Raw genomic sequence first — 23816 nt, forward strand, 5'->3', positions numbered from 1 at the left:
AGCATTTATTATCAAATCTTAGGATCATAGCTGTATATTCGAAAAGTAGTACAGAAAGATTATAATCGAATCCTACGTAAATGGAAAATTTGACTCAAGAACAAATTAATTTGTATAAGTCCCTATTTAAGGGAAGAGAAGATGTTTTCGCATTGCGATGGGAAAAAGAAAAGAAAATCGGATACTCACCAGCTTATTCGTATGACCCATATCTGTATAAAATTCACAAAATGAAAGGTGGAAGTTTTCAGAACTATACAGAAAAAACACATCAAGCGCTAGACAATATCCAGATCGCGAATCATCTAAATGGAAAACAATTTGTTGGAATTTATCCTCTTTTACAAAACAACACATCGTGGTTTATAGCTGCAGATTTTGATGAAAAAAATTGGATAAACGATTGTCGCTTATTTATAACTGAATGCAAAAAAAATAAAATCCCTTGTTACCTTGAGAGATCAAGGTCTGGCAATGGCGGGCATGTATGGATTTTTTTTAACAAGCCTTTCCCTGCTTACAAAGCCCGGAAGATTCTGTTAAAACTTCTTGAAAGCAGTAATGTAGTGTCAATTTTCGATAAAAATGCGAGTTTCGACAGGATGTTTCCAAATCAGGACTACCTTTCTGGAAAAGGGATTGGTAATCTCATCGCCCTACCACTTAATCAAACAATTAGTAGCCAAGGAAATAATTGTTTCATAGATCCCGATACCCTACAAAAATATGATGACCAATGGGGGTTTCTAAAAAAGATAGAGCGTATCGACATACAATATTTAGAGGATATATACACATCGCTTTTCAATGAAGCAGCTAATGAAAATGTGTCCCCTACAAAATTGACAATCAGCCTTTCTAATGATGTTAAAATCAGTAGAGAAGGCCTGACACCAGCCTTGACAGAGTTTCTAAGGGAATCATTAAATTTTCCGAATACAGAATTTATCATTAGAAAAAATAGCGGTAAGAGCACATTTGGTTTACCCAGATATTTTAGGTTTATCCGAGAAAATGCCAGTGGTTTTTCAGCTCCTAAGGGCTTCATAGGAAAACTTATCAGATTCTGTTTAGAGCAGAAGATTGATTATGATCTTAAAGATCTAAGAACTCTAAGACCTGAAATAATTTTTTCGTTTTACCCAAAACTCCGAGAGTATCAATTCCCAGTTATTGCGGCAGCGGAAAAGAAAAATATTGGAATTATTGTAGCTCCGCCTGCGACAGGAAAAACTGTAATGGGCTTAAAAATAATTGCATCAAAACAGCAACCTGCGCTTATATTGGTACACAGGAAACAATTGGCAGATCAGTGGGCGGAAAGAATCGAAACATTCTTGGGTATACAAAAACAGGACATAGGCACAATCGGCCAAGGCAAAAGAAAAATCGGCACCCACGTAACGATCGCAATGATCCAGAGCCTGGTTAAAGAGCTTAAAGGCGAAAATGCAGTTAAAATAAAATCCTCATTCGGGACTATAATTGTGGATGAATGTCATCATATCGCGGCTGAAACCTTCAGTGACACGATTGGTCAACTTAATTCATATTATCTTTATGGCCTCACGGCTACGCCATTTCGTAAAAATGATAATGGAAACTTAATCTCTGTACATCTTGGGGAAATAATATCGGAAATAGAAAGCAGTAGCATAAAAAACGAACAATCACCGGAAATAATTATAAGAAATACAGCACTTGATGTACCATATAATGCAAAAACAGATCGTTTTGAAACACTATCAAACATACTGATACATGACAGTTTAAGAAATAATTTAATTATAGAGGATATTACATTACAAATTGGCCGAGGTAAAAAAGTAATTATTCTAACAGAGCGCAAAGAACATATTGAAACTTTGCACCAGCAGCTCAAAAGAAACTTTGAGGTCATCACACTTAGCGGGGATGACTCAGAAGCTAACCGGAAAATGAAATGGGGAGCTTTAAATTCCGGAAATTATCAAGCCCTTATTACCACTGGTCAATTTTTTGGAGAGGGTTCAGATCTGAGTAACGCACAATGTCTGTTCCTTGTATATCCATTCTCATTTGAAGGCAAATTGGTGCAGTATATCGGAAGAGTTCAGAGGTCTGAAATTAAACCAATAATCTATGACTACAGAGATATAAAGATTGAATATCTAAATCGAATGTTTCTTAAAAGAAATGTCTACTACAGAAAATTAGAAAAAACACTAACTCTATTTGATGATTTTGATGAGCAGAAAGAATCACTGAAATCACAGCAAGAATCAATTATAGAAAAATCAATAAATATTCCCATTGAAAAGCTTGATTTCCTATATGGAGCAGTTGCTTTTGATATATCAGTGAAAGATTATGGAAGTGAAATCAATTTTGATATTGAAAATTTGACGATAAGGCCGGAATTTGACGTTTTGAAACCATACTTTGAAAAATTTTTAAAATCAAAGTCTGTTAGAGCCGAAATTTCTTTAGTCCTAAGAAGTGGTGATATCATAGCTAAATCGGCTAGGTCAGATGATATAAATAAATTAAGCAGGGAAATTATTGAGGCGGCCAGATTCCGGTATGTAGAAAATACTTTGTTTAAGCGAAATTCAGGATATAAGATAGATACCACTCAAAATGGGGGAGCAATTTCTGAAGGTAATAATTTGCCTTATGAATCCGGCGAGGAGTTACTTAATGATGTTTTGAATAAAGGAAATTACAGGCACCAAAGACAATTGAGGTATTTGGCTGAATTCCATGCCACTCATATATTAAAAGTTAGATTTGTCTTAAGTCCATTCGCATTCTTGTTTCTCTTGGATGGGAAAGATCACTTCCATATGATAATGGAAACATTAGACAGTGAAGAAGCAACATATATTTGGCGTATCAATAAAAGTGTTGGTGATTTAAAAATCGAACTTGAACGAATAAATGAGTATGTCAGAGTAATAAGAAATCAAGGTAGGCTAGCTTACTTAACTTCTGCGCCATCAAACTTCAGCCGCATCCTACATGACTATTCAGATGAGCGGAAAGGATTTGTAATCTGGAAAGACACTCTTGAAGAACAGATAATTTGATTATCTCGGAAACAATAGCTCATACCCCAAATACAAATGAGTATAATCATGGATAATTAGTTGTTTACATTTGTAAACATTTTAACTGCAATAACCTCATGAAATTTAAAACGCTTCTCACATTGCTTATATTTAATGGCTTGAGTTCCCTTTTTGCCCAGGCGAATGGAGCGCAAACTCCTGCATCATAACCATTTCTTAAATGCCATAAAAAATGATAATAGCTTCGTTATCTCCTTAAAAAGTGAAAAAACATATAACAGCAGTCCGCCTTCTAAGTCCATCCGATAAACATTTAACCCTCTAAAGACAATGTCTCGCAATCAATATATTACAAGGCTTTTGGTTATAAGTTTATTTATATTAACTCACAATCTGACATATGCTCAAAGAGATAAACCCTTTAAAAATGATTGGGCTAGAGATGAATTGAGAGGTAAGGTTAAACAAATTGATCATTACATCGATAAAAAGCTTCAAAAAAGAATAACCTATAACTTATCTGGATTGCAGACGAAATACCAATCTTACAGTCAAAGTATGCCACAAAAGATTTTCTCTTCTTATGAATCATTTTATGATACCAAAGGAAATTTAATTAAGAATATTGGAGGTGATTTCACCACTATTAATAAATACGATGAACTAGGAAATCTAATTGAGAATAGAGTCCTTTTGACGGGTAATCAGAAAACACGCAGTCTACAAACTTTTAAATATGCAAATCGAAATATAATCTATTCTAAGCAGACTAATTTTTTATATAACAGCATTGAAATTGATTTTATAAATGAGATTGAGTATTTATATAATGAAAAAAAGCTCCTGATTGAAGAAATAGTGACTTTTACAAGAGCAAATAAACTACTTCTAAACGAAAAGATTTTATATGGTTATGACAACTTAAACCGCCGGAGTAGTAAAACGAAGTTTAATGGAAGAGGCGATACCACACAGAAATTCGAATATGATAGCGTAGGGCGAACAATATTAATGGGTTCAAGATTTCCAAATAAAATTCAACAAACTAGTTCATCGGATTATAATGAATATTACAAATACGATAAAAATGGTAACCGAGTTGAGATATCCAACTTTAGCACCAAAGGAATTCCAATTTATAAAGGTGAATATAAATTTGATGTGAGTGGAAACTGCATTAATCATGCACATTACATGAAAAATCAACTTACCGGAGAAACTGCTTATTTATATAATAGCAATGGGTGGCTAACTGAGGAGATCAGGTATACTTATGGTGAGCTAAAAGAAAAGATTTTATATACCAGAGATAACCATGGGAATATTATAAAAAGAATACATTTTGATGGAAAACAGAAACAGACCTTATTGCTAGAATATCGTATTATCTATTATTAGTAGACAAGAAAAACTTATGAAACAGGATCTATCTTCGGATACAATTAAATTCCATGCGCAAGCCGTTTCAACACATGATCCCCTTCAAGCCTATGCATGCTGCTCCTAATCGCATCAGCACTACCAATACCTGAAAAGTCGGATGGAAAAAATATCTTTCCGCATTTATTCTTAAATATCATATTAACTGTCTGATTGTGTGCTGAATATCTCTTCTTAAAATAAATTATTTTGTCACAAATTAATGAAATATTTGTGACAGTTTCTACTACCTTTTTTTGGCTCAATTCGCGATTCGCGAATTGAAAATCTTTTAAATTGAACGCTGGAGATAAGATCGTGAAATACCCACTATATGCTGCCTAATTCAAAGCATTCCTGATTTAGTTGTTATCAAAAGGTGTCGTTATAGATTTTCTCCATTTCCGCAAATTCTTCCTCGGTAATTTCCTCAAAATTTTTCTTCCTGCGTTTTGGGAAAACACCCTTATTTTGATGTAAGAAGATGATAATTTCGTTTAATCTTCTATCAGGCATGTCAATTAGGTTTTGCAGTTCCCGCTTTAACTCATCATACCGTTCTAAAAAATGAAGTTCTTCAGATAGGTCCTGCTTAATTGTCGCTTGTATAGTCGTAGCAAGATAAGCACATTGTTGAGTTAGATCAGGGTATCGAAAATACGCACTGACTTCCTTGGGATTAGTGATTATTATTTCCCCTTGTTCGTCCCGTTTGAACTTTATTCTCTGCATTAAAGGTTTGGAATAATTCTCTAGCGCTGCATCATAATCTCTCATATTGTTGACCATATGCGCAGATACAGGTATGATTAACCCATGCTCCGACAGTCCATCACGGGTCAGCATATCATGAATTAAAAACCTATGGATTCTTCCGTTTCCATCCTCAAATGGATGAATAAATACAAACCCAAACGCGATGATAGCCGCCCTCACTACAGCAGGCTCACCAGTTGTTTTTTCTTCCAACTCAATTAGACCCTCCATCATAGATTTAACCATATCAGGCGGAGGACATATATAATGATAAATTTCCTCCATTCGATAGTTGGTTTGCCCAACAAAGTTCTGAAAATTTCGGAAACCTTTCTGAGCATAGCGTTGATCGACAATGGCATTTTGCAATTCAGTTAGGCTTTTGACATCAAGCACTTCAGCGCTCGGAGCAGTTCCAGCTTTATACAAAATAGCTATAAAGCGGTCGATTCTTTCAGGCGACGGCTTTTCACTCTCTATTTCGTATGAGGACTTGGTTTCTTTCCTATATAAATATTGGGTTGCCCTTTTAAGGACTTCAGGGGAAAACTCTTCTTTTAATTCTTCAATCTCTGCTCTATAATCAATATCTAAGACATCCTCTATGGCCTTTGTACGACGGACAATCGGGCAGAATTTTCGTCCTCCTAAGAGGTTATCATTAATTCTCCACCTGCTATTCTTGATCTGCTTTCCTGTAACATACTGTTCTTCATCCAATAAATTCACGTAGTTGCCGCTGGGTTCAGCAGTAAGGTCAAGTTGTTTACCAGTCAACCATTCATAAAGAAACCCTAGCCTCCTGCTGTATTTACCTGAAGGGCTAGCGGATATAAACTTATCCAGTTCTTTTCGATCTGCACGTGCAAATACCGCACTTAGGAAGTCAAGATTAACATCCTCATATTTTAGAAGGAACTCCAGATGGCTCGGTACCGTATTGCCCCCAGGAGCATATTTCGGCCCAAACTGCTGATCGATGGTACCATCAGCTGCCATCTCTATCTTATTTTGAGTTCCGATAAAAGACCGTTTTGTTACTCCGTATCCTTCCAAGTTCAAATGCTCTTTTAACCATTCACTACCTACTTTGTTCCTTGCCATTTTTTTCAGTAAAACGTATATTCTTTCAGTAAATTTAATAAAATACCAATATGATTCAGTAAAACAAATACAAAATCAATAAAAATATTATGAAAGAGTTTCCATTAAGTAAAACAAATCTAGTCTTTGTAAAACGAATAAAATCAATTAGCTATTGAGTAAAACTGATTACAAACAAGTAAAACAGATATATTTAAGATTTCTATAAGTAAAACAATTACACAGACCAAACTCGTGTATGAGGTTAACAATGCTTTATCTGATATTCAATTCCAAAATACGTTTGTTCTAACCAAATATCACCATTTTTCTCCTGCACTTGAAGCGTCTGATGAACTCATTCCGCAAGTGCTGCTCGACCAATAACCTTAATGTTATTTTACTTAACGGTAAGGTTTATAATGGAAGGGCCAATTGACCCGAGTTTTGTGATTCAGAATGGAGAGCCATTTACGTAACCCGTAATGACAACAGCTAAGCTCTCATTAGGTGCACAACACCAACAATGAAACCAATGTTGAACGAACCGGGTACCGGCCATCCAACTATCGTGCATTCATAAAGTTTTAGAGGAACTTTCAACGTTGTTATCCTTAAAAAAAGATACACTACTTTTTGATTTCATGACTGCAAATATTTATCTGTACAAATACACTGCTTTTGTCAATATTAGCAGTATATTTTCACGTAATCAAATGCTGTCTTTTTAAAAGGATCGAATCATAATGGGATCGTATCGATCCATATCGGATCAGAATCTAATCATTTGCCTTTCAACAAGCGAAATCCCAATCTTGATCGAACTGACCGACATCAATGTCGGTCAGTTGTGATACCATATTTCAAAATTTTCTTAATCTGATTGTTACTTCAATCAAATACATCAGAAATGATTTAGGGTTGACAAGACAAATTACAGCCGATTTCCCGTTACCATTACCAGCAATCTATCTAAAAAGCTTCATAACTTTCATATCACCATTATCCCCCTCATCTTCCTTATTTCGTTCCAGAAGTTTCTCCTGTAATGCAGACATCTCAGTACTAACTTTCGTATCGATCACCTTCGCATAATGTTGAGTTGTTTTCAGGCTATTGTGCCCAAGCATCTGGGATACAGTCTCAATCGGAACACCATTTGAAAGCGTAATAGTCGTCGCGAAAGTATGACGAGCCAGATGATAAGTGAGTACTTTAGTGATGGTACAAAGATCTGCGATCTCTTTCAGGTACCCATTCATCCTCTGGTTGGTTAGCACTGGCAACGCCACTTTTCTCCATCGGCATATCCTATGATTTTTATATCTGTCAAGAATTACTTTTGCCTCATCCAACAAGGGGATGTGACAGGGTGTTTCCGTTTTCTGCCGTTTGATGAATATCCATAAATTACCATCATCACCTTTTGTGATCTGATCCGACCGAAGCTGCTTCACATCAATATAAGAAAGGCCTGTATAGCAACTAAAAATAAAAATATCACGAACGATGTTTAAGCGCTCAAGTGGAAATTCCCTGTTTTTAATTCTATCCAACTCTTCCATATTTAGAAAAGTCCTTGCCTTAGCTTTAGCCGTATTGCGATAATTTAAAAACGGATTCACAACAATCCACCCGGCACCAAGGCAATACAGCATGATTTTTTTCAGGTGAACAATATATTTCCGGGCAGACATGGCATTATTTCCTCGCTCTATCCTGAGGAATAATTCATAATCGGTGATAAATTTAAAATCCACCTTTTTGATGTTGATGTCCTGAACCTCATATTTGAGCTGGAGAAATTGTTTAACATATCTGATGGAACTTTGATAGGTTTGAAACGTAGCATAACTGTATCCTTTACCAATCAGTTTTTCCATATTGTCATTGTGCTTCTGATACACTTTCAGCAGGCTATGATTAGACGAATTTTTCCCGGTAAGATGATCGCGTAAAATCAACGCTGTCACCTCATCATCCTTTTCCACAAGAGTGGCATGAAACCGTCGAACTTTTGAGGCGATCGTGTCCAAATAATCATTAAGTTCCCGGATCTCCTCGCGCAGGCCGGTGCCTTTCCCTTTAAGTGCCGACCAGAAGCTGGGAATAATTTCCCTGCCGACAGAATATTCCGAATGTTTCCCTTTCACGGTAATCCGTAAATAGATAGGCATCATCTCGCCCTTGATAAAATTTTTTGGTCTTTTCAGATAGAATAAAAGATGAAAATTGTAACTCATAATGATACATTTAAAATTAAACAAATGTACATTTGAGCCAGTGAGTCATCAAGATGTTCGTCAGTCGAACGGCCTGTAAACCAATATCTTACAAAATAATCCAGCACCCGAACATTTCGGAATAATTCTGGTTTTGATATTTTAATCAATCTACTGACCTACAGCGCTTTACAAGAAATAGCAAATGTTCGTCTCATTAAAACCAGTCATTCAGAATGAACAACTATGAGTCTTAATGTGTTATAAAAACCAAAACAAAGCCTTGAAAATCAACGATTTGCGCGGCAATGTTCTGGTTTATATCTAAGGAAGTGGTCCCGACGAGAATCGAACTCATATCTAAAGTTTAGGAAACTTCTATTCTATCCGTTGAACTACGGGACCATTTGTTGCGCAAATATAACAAAAGTTTTGTCGCAAGAGAATTCATTTTAATAAGCTTTTACCTAAGAAAACTGTCTTTAAAAAAATAAATTATAACAGACGCCCTTTAGGATTATTGCATGGGGTATACAATATAAAGCCATTTGAAATTAATCAAATGGCTTTAAACCTTATTACCGGTAATACTACCTGATTACACTACCTTCTTGGAACTTTTCTACAGGTGCCACAAAAGTGAGTTTGCCTTCGGCATTTTCTGCCATCAGGATCATTCCCTGCGATAGAATTCCTTTGATTTCGCGTGGAGCAAGATTTACGATCATACTTACTTGTTTCCCCACTATATCTTCAGGTTTATAATATTCGGCAATGCCAGAAACCACGGTTCTTTCATCAATGCCTGTATTTACCGTTAACTTTAACAGCTTTTTAGTTTTCTCCACCTTTTCTGCAGCAACAATGGTGGCTACACGGATATCCATTGCCGAGAAATCGTCAAACTGGATATTTTCTTTTGCCGGAATAGCAACGACATTATTAGCAGCATTACTGGCTTTGCTTTGATTCAATTTCTCGATTTGGAAGTCGATTTCTGCATCTTCAATTTTATCAAATAAGAGTACCGCTTCTCCGATATCGTGACCACGTTTTAACAGGCTAACCGTACCAGCATCATCCCAATCATGACCGCCATTTTTAAGCATCTTCATTAACTTTTCTGCTGTAAATGGTAAGAAAGGTTCAATCAGGATCTGAATATTGGCCGCTATTTGAAGTGCAATATGCAAGATCGTTCTAACACGGTCTTCGTCGGTTTTAATGAGCTTCCAGGGCTCTGTTTCCGCCAGGTATTTATTTCCTAAACGGGCAACATTCATTACTTCAGATAGCGCTTCTCTAAAACGGTAGTTTTCGATAGATGCAGAGATTTTTGCCGGGTAACCCGCCAATTCATCAATTACAGCTTGATCTACTTCGGTAATCTCCATGCAGGTTGGCACCGAGCCACCAAAGTATTTATGCGTAAGCACCATAACCCGGTTTACGAAATTCCCAAGTATAGCTACCAGTTCATTGTTGTTTCTTGCCTGAAAATCTTTCCAGGTAAAATCATTGTCTTTAGTCTCAGGCGCTGTTGCAGTTAATACATAGCGCAATACATCTTGTTTCCCTTCAAACTCTCTTAAATATTCATTTAACCAAACTGCCCAGTTTTTAGAAGTTGATATTTTTTGACCTTCCAGGTTTAAGAACTCATTTGCAGGCACATTATCAGCCAGGGTATATTCGCCGTGCGCCATTAACATTGCCGGGAAAATAATGCAGTGGAAAACGATGTTATCTTTACCGATAAAGTGAACCAATTTAGTTTCGTCGCTTTTCCAGTATTCTTCCCAACCACATTTATCGTTTTCGAAACTGCTGATGTAATATTCTTCGGCTTTAGGGTTCCACACATCGAGTTTGGCATAATTACAAAGCTCTTTAGTAGCTGAAATATACCCAATAGGCGCATCAAACCACACATAAAGCACTTTACCCTCAGCATCGCGAAGCGGAACACGAACGCCCCAGTCTAGATCACGTGTCATTGCTCTTGGCTGCAAACCTGCATTTAACCAGCTTTGGCATTGCCCGTATACATTCGGTCGCCATTCTTTGTGGCTTTCGATATAGGTACGTAAACGGTCTTCGTATTTATCAAGCGGTAAAAACCAGTTTTTGGTTTCTTTTAAAATTGGTTTATCGCCTGATAGGGTAGATTTTGGATTGATTAGATCGGTAGCATTAAGGGTAGAACCGCAATTTTCGCATTGATCGCCATAAGCATTTTCATTACCACATTTAGGACAGGTACCTGTAATGTAACGATCGGCCAAAAATTGTTTTGCCGTAGCATCGTAATATTGTTCGGTAATTTCTTCTGTAAAAACCCCTTTTTCATAAAGCGTTTCAAAGAAATCAGCAGCAGTTTGGTGATGCGTAAGCGATGAAGTGCGGTGATAGATATCGAAAGATACGCCAAACTCTTTAAAAGAATCGCCAATAATTTTATGGTACTTGTCTACCACTTCCTGAGGCGTAATTCCTTCTCTTTTGGCTTTTAAAGTAATGGGCACACCATTTTCGTCAGAACCACAGATGAATTTTACATCGCGTTTATTCGACCTTAAATAACGGGCATATATATCTGCAGGGATGTAAACACCAGCCAGGTGCCCAATATGAACTGGCCCATTGGTATATGGAAGCGCTGCAGTTACGGTATATCTTTTTATTTTACTATTATCCAAAACAATTTTTATTAATTTGGCAAAGATAAGTGTTTTGAAGATGATTAAGCAGCCCCCGTATTTAAAAAAAGGAGATAAGATTGCCCTGGTATGCCCGGCAAAGAAATTACCTAAACGTATAGACCATGCCATAGCGTTATTGGAAAGCTGGGGTTTGGAGGTTATTATTGGCGAAAGTGTATACGCCAGTCACCACCAGTTTGCCGGAACCGATGCTTTGAGAACTAAAGACATTCAGCGTTTTTTAGATGATCCGTCTATAAAAGCCATTATTTCAGGCCGTGGGGGGTATGGCACCATCCGGATTATTGATGACCTGGACTTTACAGCGTTTAACAAGAATCCTAAATGGATTGTAGGTTTCAGCGATATTACGGTTCTGCTATCACACCTTATTGCACAATGTAATAGCCAATGTATGCACGCGCAAATGCCCTATACATTTGAGGAATCTACGCCAGAAGCTTTACTTTCTTTACAGAAGGCTTTATTCGGCCAAAAACAGTCGTACGAGTTTGAGAGTACATTTAAAAACAGGGCAGGAGAGGCAACAGGAATTTTGATTGGCGGAAATTTAACTTTATTGGCCATGTTACAGGGTTCGGTATCAGAGATGGACTTTCAAGGTAAAATTCTTTTTATAGAGGACGTGGGAGAACACGAATATAGCATCGACCGCATGTTACGCATGTTAAAGCGAGCAGGTAAACTCAGCCATTTAAAAGGATTAATTGTTGGTGCCTTTAATGAAATTGAAGAAGAAAAGATCTCTTTCGGGCAAACTGCCGATGAGGTAATTTGGAATGTTGTTAAGGAATATGATTTCCCAGTCTGCTTTAATTTCCCAACGGGACATATTAATAATAACCTCAGTATGGTTTTAGGTGCTGAGGTGAATTTAAAAATAGAAACAAATAACGTTCAATTTAAATATTTATAAGATGGCTATTTTAGACAATTTAGGAAAATACCGCAATACAGGCTTGTTACTGATCCGTATTGGCTTAGGTGTAATGTTTATTATTCATGGTTTCCCGAAACTTGCAGGCGGGCCAGACGGCTGGACGGGCTTAGGAGGAAGTATGAAAGTAATTGGCATAAACTTTTTACCAGTATTCTGGGGTTTTATGGCCGCCGTTTCCGAAACCTTTGGTGGTTTCCTTTTGATTGTGGGATTATTCTTCCGTCCGGCATTAATGTTATTAATCTTTACGATGATTATCGCTGCACTGGTTCATTTTGGCAAAGGTGATGGCTTAGATGGCGCTAGTCATGCAATAGAATTGGCTATTGTATTTTTCGGACTGATTTTTATTGGCCCGGGGAAATATAGTGTGGATAAGAAATAATCCGAATATGATATTACAACAAAAGCCAGCATAATGCTGGCTTTTGTTGTAAATAAACTTAGCAATCAAATTAATTAGGAACAGCCAACTTGTTATTTTGAATTTCTGTTGCCGAAATTGGCCAGATATAACCAGCAGTATTGAATGGAATAGCCGGAGCAGTACCTTGAGGGCCACTTTTTGCCACAAAATTTGCACCTAACCGCATCACGTCCGGAGATCGGAAACCTTCTCCCAAAAGCTCAATTCTTCTTTCAGCAAGGATTGTGTTTTTTAAGTTAGCAGGTAATAAATCGTTCGCAGGAAACACATATGTTGGGTTTGAACGCTGTCTCACTGCTGTTAACAGAGAAATAGAACGTGCCGGATCAGAAACTACGGTCGCCTCTGCCAGGTTTAGCAATACCTCGGCATATCTAATTACCGGAACGTAATCGGTATATGGCGATGGTTTTTTAAACTTAGTTAAATAGGTGTTTGCACCTACTGCGGTGGTAAGTCCCTTTCTGGCATCAACTGATGCTGCCGCAAATGCAGCGTTACCAAATATCCCTGCAGTGTTCAAGAAATATTCCTGATTTCCACCAGCACTTTCAATATTGTAATAATAAGCCAATTGATTTTGTGTTCCAGGTGCATCAAGATCAGACATAGGAAAAGTTAAAAGGGCTTCAGGCCCAACGTAATTCCCACTAAATACCGTTGCAATATTGGTTTCCAATTTGTTGGCCACACCGGTTGATGCGGCAAAAGGAGCTGTAGCACTAACAATTTTATTGGCTTCAGTTACAACCGATGACAAATTACCCATTGACAGATATACCCTAGTTTTTAAAGCAATTGCTGTATTTCTAGATGCCCTGGTTGCACCAACTAGTGCCAAAGACAGATCAGGCTCGGCTTCATCTAAATCTTTTAAAATTTGGGTATATACCTCGGCTACCGTGCTTCTTTTTAAATCGTTGCCTGTTAAATCTTTTTCAGCCTTAAGTCTTAACGGCACACCTAAACTAGATCCATTATCTGTAATGTAAGGTTTAGCATAAAGCTGCAATAAACTATAATAAGAAAGCGCACGCATTACTTTAGCCTCAGCAATGTACTGTTTAGCTACCGCTGGAGAAAGTATCGCTGCATTTGCAGTAATTCCTTCCATTACCAGATTTGCCCTATTAATAGCGGTATACATTGCTCCCCATAAACCTGTAACCTCGCTTGTATTTGATGTTACGTTAAATCTCCATGTTTCTAAATTGGTTACCCCATTTGGTTTGTTTACGATAAAATCTTCTCCCCTAATATCGTTATAAATAAGGTAGCGTCCGCCATAAAAGTTACCGTTCTTAACTCCGGCATAAACACCACGAAGTTCAGAAAGAATACGGTCGGGGCTAGCAAAAGCCTCTTCAGTTGGCAATAAAGTTTTTGGAGCTGTATTTAGGAAATCCTTTTTACACGAAGTAGTAAACAACAATGGTGCAACTATAAAAAGGTATTTTATTTTATTATTTATATTAATCTTCATGATTGTCTATTTTTAAAATCCAACATTGATACCAAATGTAAATGTTCTTGCAGATGGAACTGAGTTTCGATCTACCCCAGGCGCTAAACTACCACTGTTACCAGTTACCGTAGAGTTCCCATTAACAGAAACTTCAGGATCTGGTCCTGGATAATCAGAAATGATCCAAAGATTACTCGATTGTGCATACACCCTTACATTAGAAATCCCGTACTTATTTAAAAGTGATTTAGGTAAGGTATAACCTATTGCCAGATTACGAACTTTTAAGAAATTACCAGAAAATACATTCTGAGACTGTGCAAAGGCTGAACCATTTGATACATTATCTCCATAAACAACCCTGGGAATATCAGTAATCTGACCTGGCGTTGTCCATCTGTTCATCATACCTGCTTCATTATTCCAGAAACGTTGATCGCGAAGCCCCGCTAAAGAGCCATAATAAACCTTGTTACCTCCGGAGAATGTTAAACCTAAAGTTAAATCGAAAGCTTTATAACGAAAGTTATTATCTAAACCACCAAACCATTTTGGAATAGCCTGTCCCGTTATCGTTGCATCTAGAGCAGCGTCGATTGCTGGCGCATTGGTACCAGCATTTGGTCCCTCCAGGTATTGATAACGGGCTGCTGCTGCTCGTTGGAAGCTAAATCTTAATTTCTGCCCAAATCTATTTACAAAAATTCGCTCACCTGTAGCTGGGTCAACACCTGCGGTGGGCACCGTATAAATTGATCCGATTGGATAACCGACACGGGTAATATTAGCTGTTTCCAACTGAGTTACGCCAAAAAGATCGGCATTATTATTACCTAATGCAGTTACCTCATTTTTCAGCGTACTGAAGGTAAATGATGTAGACCAGCTAAAGTTATCAGTATCAAAGTTTTTTGAATTAACAGTAAATTCAAAACCCTTATTATACATTTTACCTACGTTTGTTGTAATTGCATTATTCGGTATCCCTTTAGAGGGTGCCTGAGGGGCATTTTGAATTAAATTATCTATGTTATTGTGATAATAATCAACATCTAATGTGAAACGGCCGCCTAAAAACTCCAGGTTCACACCAACATCAGCTTTTTTACTGGTTTCCCATGTTAAATTAGGATTTCCAGCTTGAAAAAAAGACAATGCACCATCTGAGCCGTATAACCCTGGACTATATAAAAACAATGCAGGATAATTGCCAATATTGATATTACCAACTTCGCCATAACTACCCCGAATTTTAAAGCGGGTTAAAATTTTACTGATGCCTGAATTTTTGTAAAAAGATTCTTCTGAAAGCGCCCAACCGGCAGAAGCACCTCCAAAGTTACCATATTTGTTGCCTGCTGATAAACCAGAATATCCATCACGACGGAAAGATCCTGTGAGGTAATATTTCTTTTTGTAATCGTAGTTTACACTACCGAAAAATGAGCGAAAAGCATTATCAAATTGTATTAAGTTAGCGGGTGTAATTGCCCCAAACGATCCCTGATAATCCTGGATGAACGGATCGATAACATTTTGGCGTGTTGCACCATAACCGTACGACTTAGTATACTGATCTTCTGCACCGATAAAAGCGCCGAGGGTATGATCGCCAAAGGTATTGGCATAATTTAAAGTATTCGACCAATTCCATCTGCTATTTTTAACATAATTACTGGTTGCACCACCATTGTATGCAAATCCATCACCCTGTAATCTGTTTACAAAAACATTATTATCAAGTTTTAAATTATCAATGCTATAATTGGTTTTAAATGTTAAGCCCCTTAACAACTGAACAGAGACATATCCGTTTGCAATTAATCGATCGCTTTCTGAAGTGTTTTTATCAAGATTTACCAAAACAGCTGCGTTAGGATAATTTGATGCAATTAGGTTTGCGCCCAAACCTATAGCTGAACCGGCAACGTTAAAGGAGCCATCTTCGTTATATGGTGAAACGTTTGGAGGAAGTACAATAGCCAATCGACCTAAACCACCTGTATTAAATGATGAGCCTGGGGTAGAACCGGTGTTAGGCGCCCGGTTTAAAGTGTTACTATATGAGAAGTTGGTACCAATGGTCACATTTTTGAATAACTTATGGTCAAGATTTACACGTCCATTTTTTCTTTCAAATGAGTTATTGATAATGAAACCTTCCTGATTACTGTATCCTAATGAAACAAAATAAGAGGTTTTATCTGTTGCTCCAGAAAAATTCAAGGCATGATTTTGAGAGGTAGCGGTTCTATAAGCATAGTCATACCAGTTGGTTTCTACCTGGGTACCATCCGATTTTGTTTGCAAAAAGAATGCAGGTGCTAAACCAATGTTGGTTCTCGCCTCATTCTTAATTTGTACATACTCGGCTGCATTTAATAATGGGTTTAGATTCTGTGCTTTGGATGTACCTACCCAGCCTTCATAATTAACTTTTGTTGTTCCTTGCTTGCCTTTTTTAGTTGTGATTACCACAACCCCATTGGCTGCCCTGGAACCATAAATAGCTGATGATGCAGCATCTTTTAAAATATCAATAGATTCGATATCTGCAGGATTAATGTCTCCTAAAGCATTTCCAGCAGCACTGTTTGTTGATTGATCGCCAGTGAACACCGGAATACCATCTACAATAATTAGTGGATAAGAACTTAAAGAGATGGAATTTACCCCACGCACCCTAAAAACCGGAGGGTTATTTAGCAATCCGTTTGGCTGAATAATATTCACACCTGCAGCCTTACCAGCCAGTGCTTGTTCGAAACTCTGTACGGGTTGATTTTTTAATTTTTCTCCGCTCACACTAGCTATTGATCCGGTAACATCCTTTTTTGATTGTGTGGTATAACCTGTTACCACTACATCAGATAATGTTTTAGAATCGCTTTGCAACTGTATATTAATCACATTACTATTACCGATGGCTTTGGTTTGACTTAAGAAACCAATGTAGGAGAATTCTAGAGAGGTAGCTTTGTTAGCGACTTTAAGGGAGTACCTACCATCTGCACCTGTTGTGGTTCCGCCAGTTGCACCTTTGATTTTTACACTTACGCCAGGGAGAGGTAGCCCGTCTTCCTGAGCCGTAACTGTTCCAGTGATTGTTCGATCTTGCGCTATTGCTGAGGTGGCAATAAACAGCAATATGAACAAACTTTGTAGAAGTTTTTTCATAAAAAAGTTTAGTTTAGTTAATAATAATGCAATATAAGTTTTAGTGTTTTGTAATGCAAATTTTACAATAAAAAATATTATTTTTTACCTCAACTAAATCTAGTTAAACAAATTGATTATTAGAAAACAATGCGTAATCCTCCCATTTATATACCCTACGCAACTAATGTGGTTCTCGAAAGCTGCTTTTTAGTTTGATATTTACCTGGAAATGGTTTTATGGGCTTTTAGCACCCATTTATTATTCTATGTTGATACTGATCCGGTGCAATAAATAGCATAGAAAGAATAATCTCTACACGAGTTTTTAATAAAAGTTAATTTAGTTTCGGTTAATAACGCAATATAGCATTTAGAAAAACGACATGCAAATCCAAAAAGACAAAAAATAGTTATTTATTTAACAAAAAATAAGCAAAAGTTAAGTTTTTAAGCCCCCGCCAACAACAAAGCACAATAAACTGATATGGTCATTGGCAATAATTGAAAAAATTCATCCAAAAAGATACAATTAGATTAAAACATTATTAAAAAAGAGTAATAACTTATAAAAAACCTGCTATCGCAGACATTTCTTTGCTAACAATAATATCGTTTATTGAGCATATTACCATTATACAACTTAATACTCTTGCAAAAACTTAATTAAAATAGTATAAGTTTGAAATTATCATACTTTGTCGCCCTCTCACACCTCCGTATGTAGTTTCGTATACGGCGGTTTCGCTAGAGTAACTTCCAATGAAGCTTCTTATACTTCCATCACACTTACTCCACTCTCTCTCCCTGCTTACGAAAATTTGAACATCATCAGCTGAGCATATAAAACTCAAACCACGACGGCTTAATTCCTGATCCAGTTCATCTAATCATATTGGATAGAATTGGACTTAGAAGATCCCTTGGAAAGTAACTTTGGTTCCCTGTTCGTTAAGTCCTCCTTTCATTATACAGCTGTTAAGAACCTATTGATTACACCCAGAACGCTAATGCCTCCGGGTGTTCAGCATCAACATCAATCGATGATGGCTTACCTCATCAAAAAACTTTTCCAGATCAATATCAATTATAGTTCTCTTAACCGATATATAGAGCATAAAGGATTGTTTAAGGGCCTGTCGGGCAATGTGTTTTGGGCGGAATACGTACTGCTGCCACTAAAAATAGCGTCAGATCATGCTAAAGGCTTGGGAAATCGATTGTTGAACCAAATGATCCTTTACATTGGAATACCCAACTGGCAATGACCACAGTTGATCAAGGTTTTCACCTAAGCACTTGCCAAGCGCGCTGACCTGCATGCGATTCGGCCCTGAACTTCCGCCTTTGCAGACAACCTATTTACATGCCTCAATAAGATAATAACCTGAGTTCGATTATTATTATACAGTATTTATCAACTTTATCCATTCTTTGCCAGGCCTCAATTTATTGTGACTTCATTTCAATATCTTGAATATAGGAAAGCCCCTCAAGTGAGCTACTACTTAGCTTCCGCTACACCACTGGTCAGGATAAACAACCCCTTGATACAAAATGGCCAAACAGAAAAAATAAAAGAACATCATTTATTAAGCTCAGTAGGATTGAATGTTCGTAACGTAATTTGAAATAAGGATGTAATATAAAACTTGAATACCTTATCCACAATGAAAGCTCAAGTGAGCATACGTGAATCAAACATAAATCCAGGCACTTTTATACTTTGGGAAGGATTAAGCGCAATAAATAAACTTAGAAATAATGTATACTAACAAAAATAGGGCAATTTATTATCTATAAATTGCCCTATTTTTTTTTAAAAGTTTCCTGATCTATAAATCAAACCAAACCTTATCATAATACTTAGGTTGCGGATTTGGAATATTTGGGTTTGCCGCAGTTTCATCAGAAGATAAGGTGAATCTTCTGAAAAGAGGCCCTGGTGTAGCGTCTTTTGGCAATGTCATTGCAGGAACCTCACTACCTTCAGGCCCAGATCTTCTCCATTGCACGAAAGCTTCTAATGGCCTATCCATTAAATCTAACCATTGTTGAATATGAATCTCTTTAACAGGGTTAGATACCGTAGTTAAATTCGGCAATTGTGTTGTTAAATACGTTTGAATAGCTGTAGGATCTGCCTCATAAAATTTCATAGCTTCTCCAACACCTTCAGTAAAGAGCTGATTCGCTTTAGTTAAGTTAACAGGCACACCTAATCCTCTAGCATAAGCTTCTGCTTCAAGCAAGAGAATTTCTTGATAAGAGAATACTAATGAAGGAGCATCTTTTCTATACAAATATTTACTTATTAAGGATACATTATCATTAGCATCCTCATTTGCTGGTACACCAACATAAGTTGTTGAAGTTGGACCAAGGTCAAAATATTTAGGCAATCTCGGGTCATTCTTAGGCACCATTAGATCTGTCACTAATTTACTTGCATAAGTAAATGGATTTTCACCCAAAAACAATCTGTATTTAGGATTTTCGTTATTTACTGTGGTGGTATAAGTTGTCTTCCAGTTTTCAGCTTTTGATGAAATCATACTATTTGGAGCCAACAACAACTGTCCGATAGCTGCAGCTTTGGTTGGATCTTTGTCTACCATTACCATTAATGTTTTAAACTTAATGGTGTTCGCCAATTTTTTCCAAGAAGCCATAGCTCCTCCATAATAAATATCATAATCAGCTATTTTCAGGGAACTGTTTAAGTCAATCTGTGCATTAGCTTGATCTAAAAGTGCTAAAATACCTTCTAATACATCCTTTTGTGCATCATATTTTGGGTAAGGATATTCTTCTGGTTGCCATGCTTGAGAAAAAGGAACATCTCCATAAAGTGTAGTGGCCTCATACAACAACTGTGCTAATACAATTTTACATTGTGCAGCAGCATTATTATTTACAGGACTTGATGACTCCGCAATTTTTATTGCTTGTTTCAAATTATTCCCTGCAGTGCTATAATAAACCTTCCAAGTATTGCCAACAATATTTGTACTTAAATTATATAAATTAGACGAACCCCAGTTATCAGAAAAATCACCACCAGACGATAAGGTCTGACCTAGAAATCCTAATGCAATGTAAGAATCTCCACTATTTTTACTTACATCCCATGCCGTAACAGCATAGCCAAAAAGTAGTTTTGGATCAACCTTCGTTGCTGTTAATGGGCTCGTATTAATATCCAAATATTTTTTACACGACTGTCCTGCTACTGCAATAAGCAATAGTAAAGAGCCTGCTAGTAATTTATTTTTTAATTTCATAACTCTAATGTTCTTATTTTTTATAAAGTCAATCTTAAATTCATCCCTAAAGATCTTGTAGACGGGATACTATTAAACTCGACACCCTCACCAACACTTCCTGATCCAAAAAAGTTTAATTCCGGATCAACATGTGGTACATGACTCTTTATTAACCATAAATTTCTACCCTCTACCCCAAATTCAATGCCTCTAATAAATGAGGTTTTTAATACTTTAGCAGGTATAGCATATGATAATCTTACTTCTCTTAACTTAACAAATCCTGCATCAAACACATTTGCTTCTGTATTTGTTACGTTGCCTTCCCAAACCCAATAGTTTTGAGCATTTATACCAGTAGTGTTTGGAACATACGCCCCATTTACCAGGTTTACACCAGGAGTAACAATTGGTGCAGATCTATCTCCGGTTTCTTTAGCTAAACCACTAGCTCGTAAGTTAGCTACAGTACCAGAATAAAATACGCCACCTTTACGAATATCGATCAAAGCACTCAAGGAAATACCTTTATAATTAAAAGTGTTGTTGATACCCATAGTCCAATCAGCGTAAATGTTGCCTAATCTTTTGTTAGCAGTAGCTTTCTTTAAACCACTTGTTTTATCAACAATGAATTGCCCGTCTGCCGTTCTATCCCACGTTGAACCATAAAGGCCAAAACTTTGCCCTACATCGGCTTTAATTTGTAAGCCACTATAACCACTTGCAAGGCTATACTGCGTTAATCCAGGAGATAATTCTACAACATTTTGATTGTTCTTTGCAAAATTAGCATCAATTGTCCATTCGAAGTCCTTTGCTTTAAGTGGTACAATATTTAACGCAACTTCAATTCCTGTATTTTTTACAGCTCCAACGTTAACATATTTTGAAAAATAGCCAGTAGATATTGCTACATCAATTGGTATTAACTGATCACGTGTTACAGTATGATAATAGGTAAAATCTAAGCCTATTCTGTTTTTCAAAAACCTTAACTCACCACCTAACTCATAAGAATTCTGTTTTTGAGGCTTTAAAGCATTGTTTGGCAGAATTCTTGGTCCAGTAAATGCTGTTTCAATTGGTCCTGCTGGAAAAACTGTAGCAGTTGAAGATACATATTGTAAAAATACAGTTGATATTGGCGTATATTGATAATCTAGATTATATGCAGCCAAATCACTTCCAACCGAAGCCCAACTTGCTCTTAATTTACCATAACTCAACCAATCCATATTTTTGTCTTTCAACAATTCAGAAAACACAAATGATCCACTTACCGAAGGATAGAAATATGATCTATTCTCTAACGGCAAGGTAGACGTCCAGTCATTTCTTCCAGTTATGTCTAAATAAGCAAAATCCTTGTAATTAATGCTTAAATCACCATAAGCTCCTAAAAGTCGTCTATTGCTATATCCAAGTGTAGGTGTTTTACTAGAAGCATTAGTATAGTTGTACAATTGATCAATTGTTAATCCTACTGCCTCAACATTTGTACTTTGATTTAAGCGTTGATTAATGTTACCCCCCAAAATCAATTTGAACTTGAAATCTTTAATCAAGTTATTCTGTTCGATTGTAGCAATTAAATCGTCGTTGATTTGCTTATTCAACAGGTCAAAATTATTGAACTTACCTGTTAGAAAACCAGCTGTTCCTTTACGAACAAGGGAAGCTCTTTTTTCAGTATAGATATCTGCACCAAAATTGTTACTAATAGTAATCCAATCAACTGGCTTATAAGTTAACAAATAAGTACCTAAAAACCTGTCGACACTGTTACTGTTTCTATTGTAATTCATTATCCAATAAGGATTATTTGCATTACGATTCGGACTTAAGAATATTTGACTTCCTGTTGTCGGATCTTCATAATTATCCCTTAGCTGGTTAATATCAACTGTTCTAGGTAAACCATAAATTGTTGAAATTATTGCATTAGTGTTATTAGAACTTTGTGCAGGTCTTCCGTCAGACTTTAAATTTGTATATGATCCAGTAAACCTCCCTGAAAGTGTTTTACTGAAATCTCTTCCAGCATTTACAGACAACGTGTAACGATCTAGTTTGGATTGAGGAATAATGCCTTTCTCATTTGCGCTTGAAAAACTTACCCTGAAATCAGAATTATCTCCACCTCCAGAAAATGAAATATTATTAATGGCAGAAACACCAGTCTGGAAGTAATCCTTTACATTATCTGGATAAGCTTGTAATGTTACTGACTGACCTAAAAAATTTGTAAATTTTTGGTTGGCTACATCAGAAATTTTAGGACCCCATCCATTAACGCTTGAGCTTTGGGCATTAGGAGTAGGACTATATACCCCTTGATTACCTTGTGCAAATTCATTTTGTAATTCTGGCAAAACCAATGGATTATCAAACCTAACTGATGAATTAATGCTTATTGATGATGCTGCACCTTTTTTACCTTTTTTTGTTGTAATGATAATTGCACCATCCTTAGCTCTAGCTCCGTATAATGCAGTTGCAGCGGCACCTTTTAAAACGGTCATAGATTCGATGTCATCAGAACTTAAATCACCCATTCTATTACCAAAATCCACATTACTAGCTGTGGTACCTCCCGCTGAGGTAGTTTCTGTAACTGTTAAACCATCAATTACATACAATGGATAACCACCGTCCAAAGAGTTTACCCCTCTAATTACGACCTTAGTAGACCCTCCAACTGTTCCAGATTGAGAATTTACCCTAACCCCCGCAGCTTTACCCGCTAATGAATTTAACACATTTGATTCACGGGCTTTTGTCAAATCATCAGATTTTAGCGTTGTCGAGCTGTATCCCAAAGATTTAGAAGTCCTAGTAATACCCAGTGCTGTTACCACCACTTCACTTAATGCTTTTGAATCTGATACCAGAACTACATCTAGAGAATTTCCCGTTGAAATAGATTTACTCTGAAAAACATAGCCAATATAAGTATAATCTAAGGTATTTGAGCCGGAAGGCACCTTAATAGAATACTTTCCATAGGCATCTGTTACGGTACCAACCTGAGTGCCTTTCACTCTTACACTTACTCCCGGAATAGGTAGTTTGTCATCCGCAGAAGTAACCGTACCAGTAATTGTTCTATCTTGAGCCATTGCGGTAGATGCAAAAAACAAAAGTACGAACAAACTTTGTAGAAGTTTTTTCATGAAATTTAAATTAGTTAATGATTAATTATTTAAACCGCTAATATAATAGAGCTGAGCAACAATTTAACAAAATTTAACAAATTCGTTGCATAATGACTTTTTTTTGACAATAATACCGTCTGATTAAAAAGGC

General features: G+C 36.7%; 13 protein-coding genes and 1 tRNA gene. 5 read left to right on the top strand and 9 right to left on the bottom strand.

Annotated elements, in window-relative coordinates; all coding sequences use genetic code 11:
* Nucleotides 1-80 precede the first annotated feature (80 nt).
* Nucleotides 81-3068, top strand: coding sequence for a TOTE conflict system archaeo-eukaryotic primase domain-containing protein (locus tag ACUN24_RS04050; protein ID WP_445561365.1), 2988 nt, complete (start codon nt 81-83; stop codon nt 3066-3068).
* 312 nt (nt 3069-3380) lie between these two features.
* Complete coding sequence (locus ACUN24_RS04055) at nt 3381-4448, top strand: hypothetical protein (protein WP_445561366.1); 1068 nt, start codon at nt 3381-3383, stop codon at nt 4446-4448.
* A gap of 44 nt (nt 4449-4492) precedes the next feature.
* Here ACUN24_RS04055 and ACUN24_RS04060 read toward each other — a convergent pair whose 3' ends face one another.
* The 5 genes from ACUN24_RS04060 to metG all read right to left on the bottom strand — a co-directional run bounded on the left by ACUN24_RS04060 (nt 4493) and on the right by metG (nt 11229).
* A complete protein-coding gene (locus tag ACUN24_RS04060; protein ID WP_445565123.1) occupies nt 4493-4630 on the bottom strand; it encodes a DUF6088 family protein in 138 nt (45 codons plus the stop codon).
* Between the two features lie 211 nt (nt 4631-4841).
* On the bottom strand, nt 4842-6329 hold the full coding sequence (locus ACUN24_RS04065; protein WP_445561367.1) for a Fic family protein: 1488 nt from the start codon (nt 6327-6329) through the stop codon (nt 4842-4844).
* Nucleotides 6330-7276: 947 nt separating this feature from the next.
* On the bottom strand, nt 7277-8551 hold the full coding sequence (locus tag ACUN24_RS04070; RefSeq protein ID WP_445561368.1) for a site-specific integrase: 1275 nt from the start codon (nt 8549-8551) through the stop codon (nt 7277-7279).
* Nucleotides 8552-8863: 312 nt separating this feature from the next.
* Nucleotides 8864-8935: transfer RNA gene (locus tag ACUN24_RS04075), tRNA-Arg, on the bottom strand.
* Nucleotides 8936-9120: 185 nt separating this feature from the next.
* Nucleotides 9121-11229: a methionine--tRNA ligase gene (metG, locus tag ACUN24_RS04080; protein WP_445561369.1), complete on the bottom strand. Its 2109-nt coding sequence runs from the start codon at nt 11227-11229 to the stop codon at nt 9121-9123.
* 40 nt (nt 11230-11269) lie between these two features.
* Here metG and ACUN24_RS04085 point away from each other — a divergent pair, with 40 nt between their 5' ends.
* Together ACUN24_RS04085 and ACUN24_RS04090 are read left to right on the top strand one after the other, a co-directional pair.
* Nucleotides 11270-12169 carry a S66 peptidase family protein gene (locus ACUN24_RS04085; RefSeq protein WP_445561370.1) on the top strand — a complete coding sequence of 300 codons (900 nt, stop codon included), beginning with the start codon at nt 11270-11272 and terminating at the stop codon, nt 12167-12169.
* A gap of 1 nt (nt 12170) precedes the next feature.
* The gene (locus tag ACUN24_RS04090; RefSeq protein ID WP_445561371.1) at nt 12171-12578 is read left to right on the top strand and encodes a DoxX family protein; all 408 of its coding nucleotides are present in this window, start codon (nt 12171-12173) and stop codon (nt 12576-12578) included.
* 70 nt (nt 12579-12648) lie between these two features.
* On the opposite strand, the gene ACUN24_RS04095 is transcribed toward ACUN24_RS04090, so the two are convergent.
* Both ACUN24_RS04095 and ACUN24_RS04100 read right to left on the bottom strand, forming a co-directional pair.
* A complete protein-coding gene (locus ACUN24_RS04095) occupies nt 12649-14103 on the bottom strand; it encodes a RagB/SusD family nutrient uptake outer membrane protein (protein WP_445561372.1) in 1455 nt (484 codons plus the stop codon).
* A 12-nt stretch (nt 14104-14115) separates the two neighbouring features.
* Entirely contained in the window at nt 14116-17262 is a 3147-nt protein-coding gene (locus ACUN24_RS04100; protein ID WP_445561373.1) for a SusC/RagA family TonB-linked outer membrane protein, read from the bottom strand.
* Nucleotides 17263-18164: 902 nt separating this feature from the next.
* On the opposite strand from ACUN24_RS04100, the gene ACUN24_RS04105 reads away from it, so the two are divergent.
* Nucleotides 18165-18509, top strand: coding sequence for a hypothetical protein (locus ACUN24_RS04105; RefSeq protein WP_445561374.1), 345 nt, complete (start codon nt 18165-18167; stop codon nt 18507-18509).
* A gap of 567 nt (nt 18510-19076) precedes the next feature.
* On the opposite strand, the gene ACUN24_RS04110 is transcribed toward ACUN24_RS04105, so the two are convergent.
* Nucleotides 19077-20525 carry a SusD/RagB family nutrient-binding outer membrane lipoprotein gene (locus ACUN24_RS04110; protein ID WP_445561375.1) on the bottom strand — a complete coding sequence of 483 codons (1449 nt, stop codon included), beginning with the start codon at nt 20523-20525 and terminating at the stop codon, nt 19077-19079.
* Between the two features lie 20 nt (nt 20526-20545).
* Nucleotides 20546-23683: a SusC/RagA family TonB-linked outer membrane protein gene (locus ACUN24_RS04115; RefSeq protein ID WP_445561376.1), complete on the bottom strand. Its 3138-nt coding sequence runs from the start codon at nt 23681-23683 to the stop codon at nt 20546-20548.
* Nucleotides 23684-23816: the final 133 nt, after the last annotated feature.

It is taken from the genome of Pedobacter sp. WC2501 (assembly GCF_052682415.1).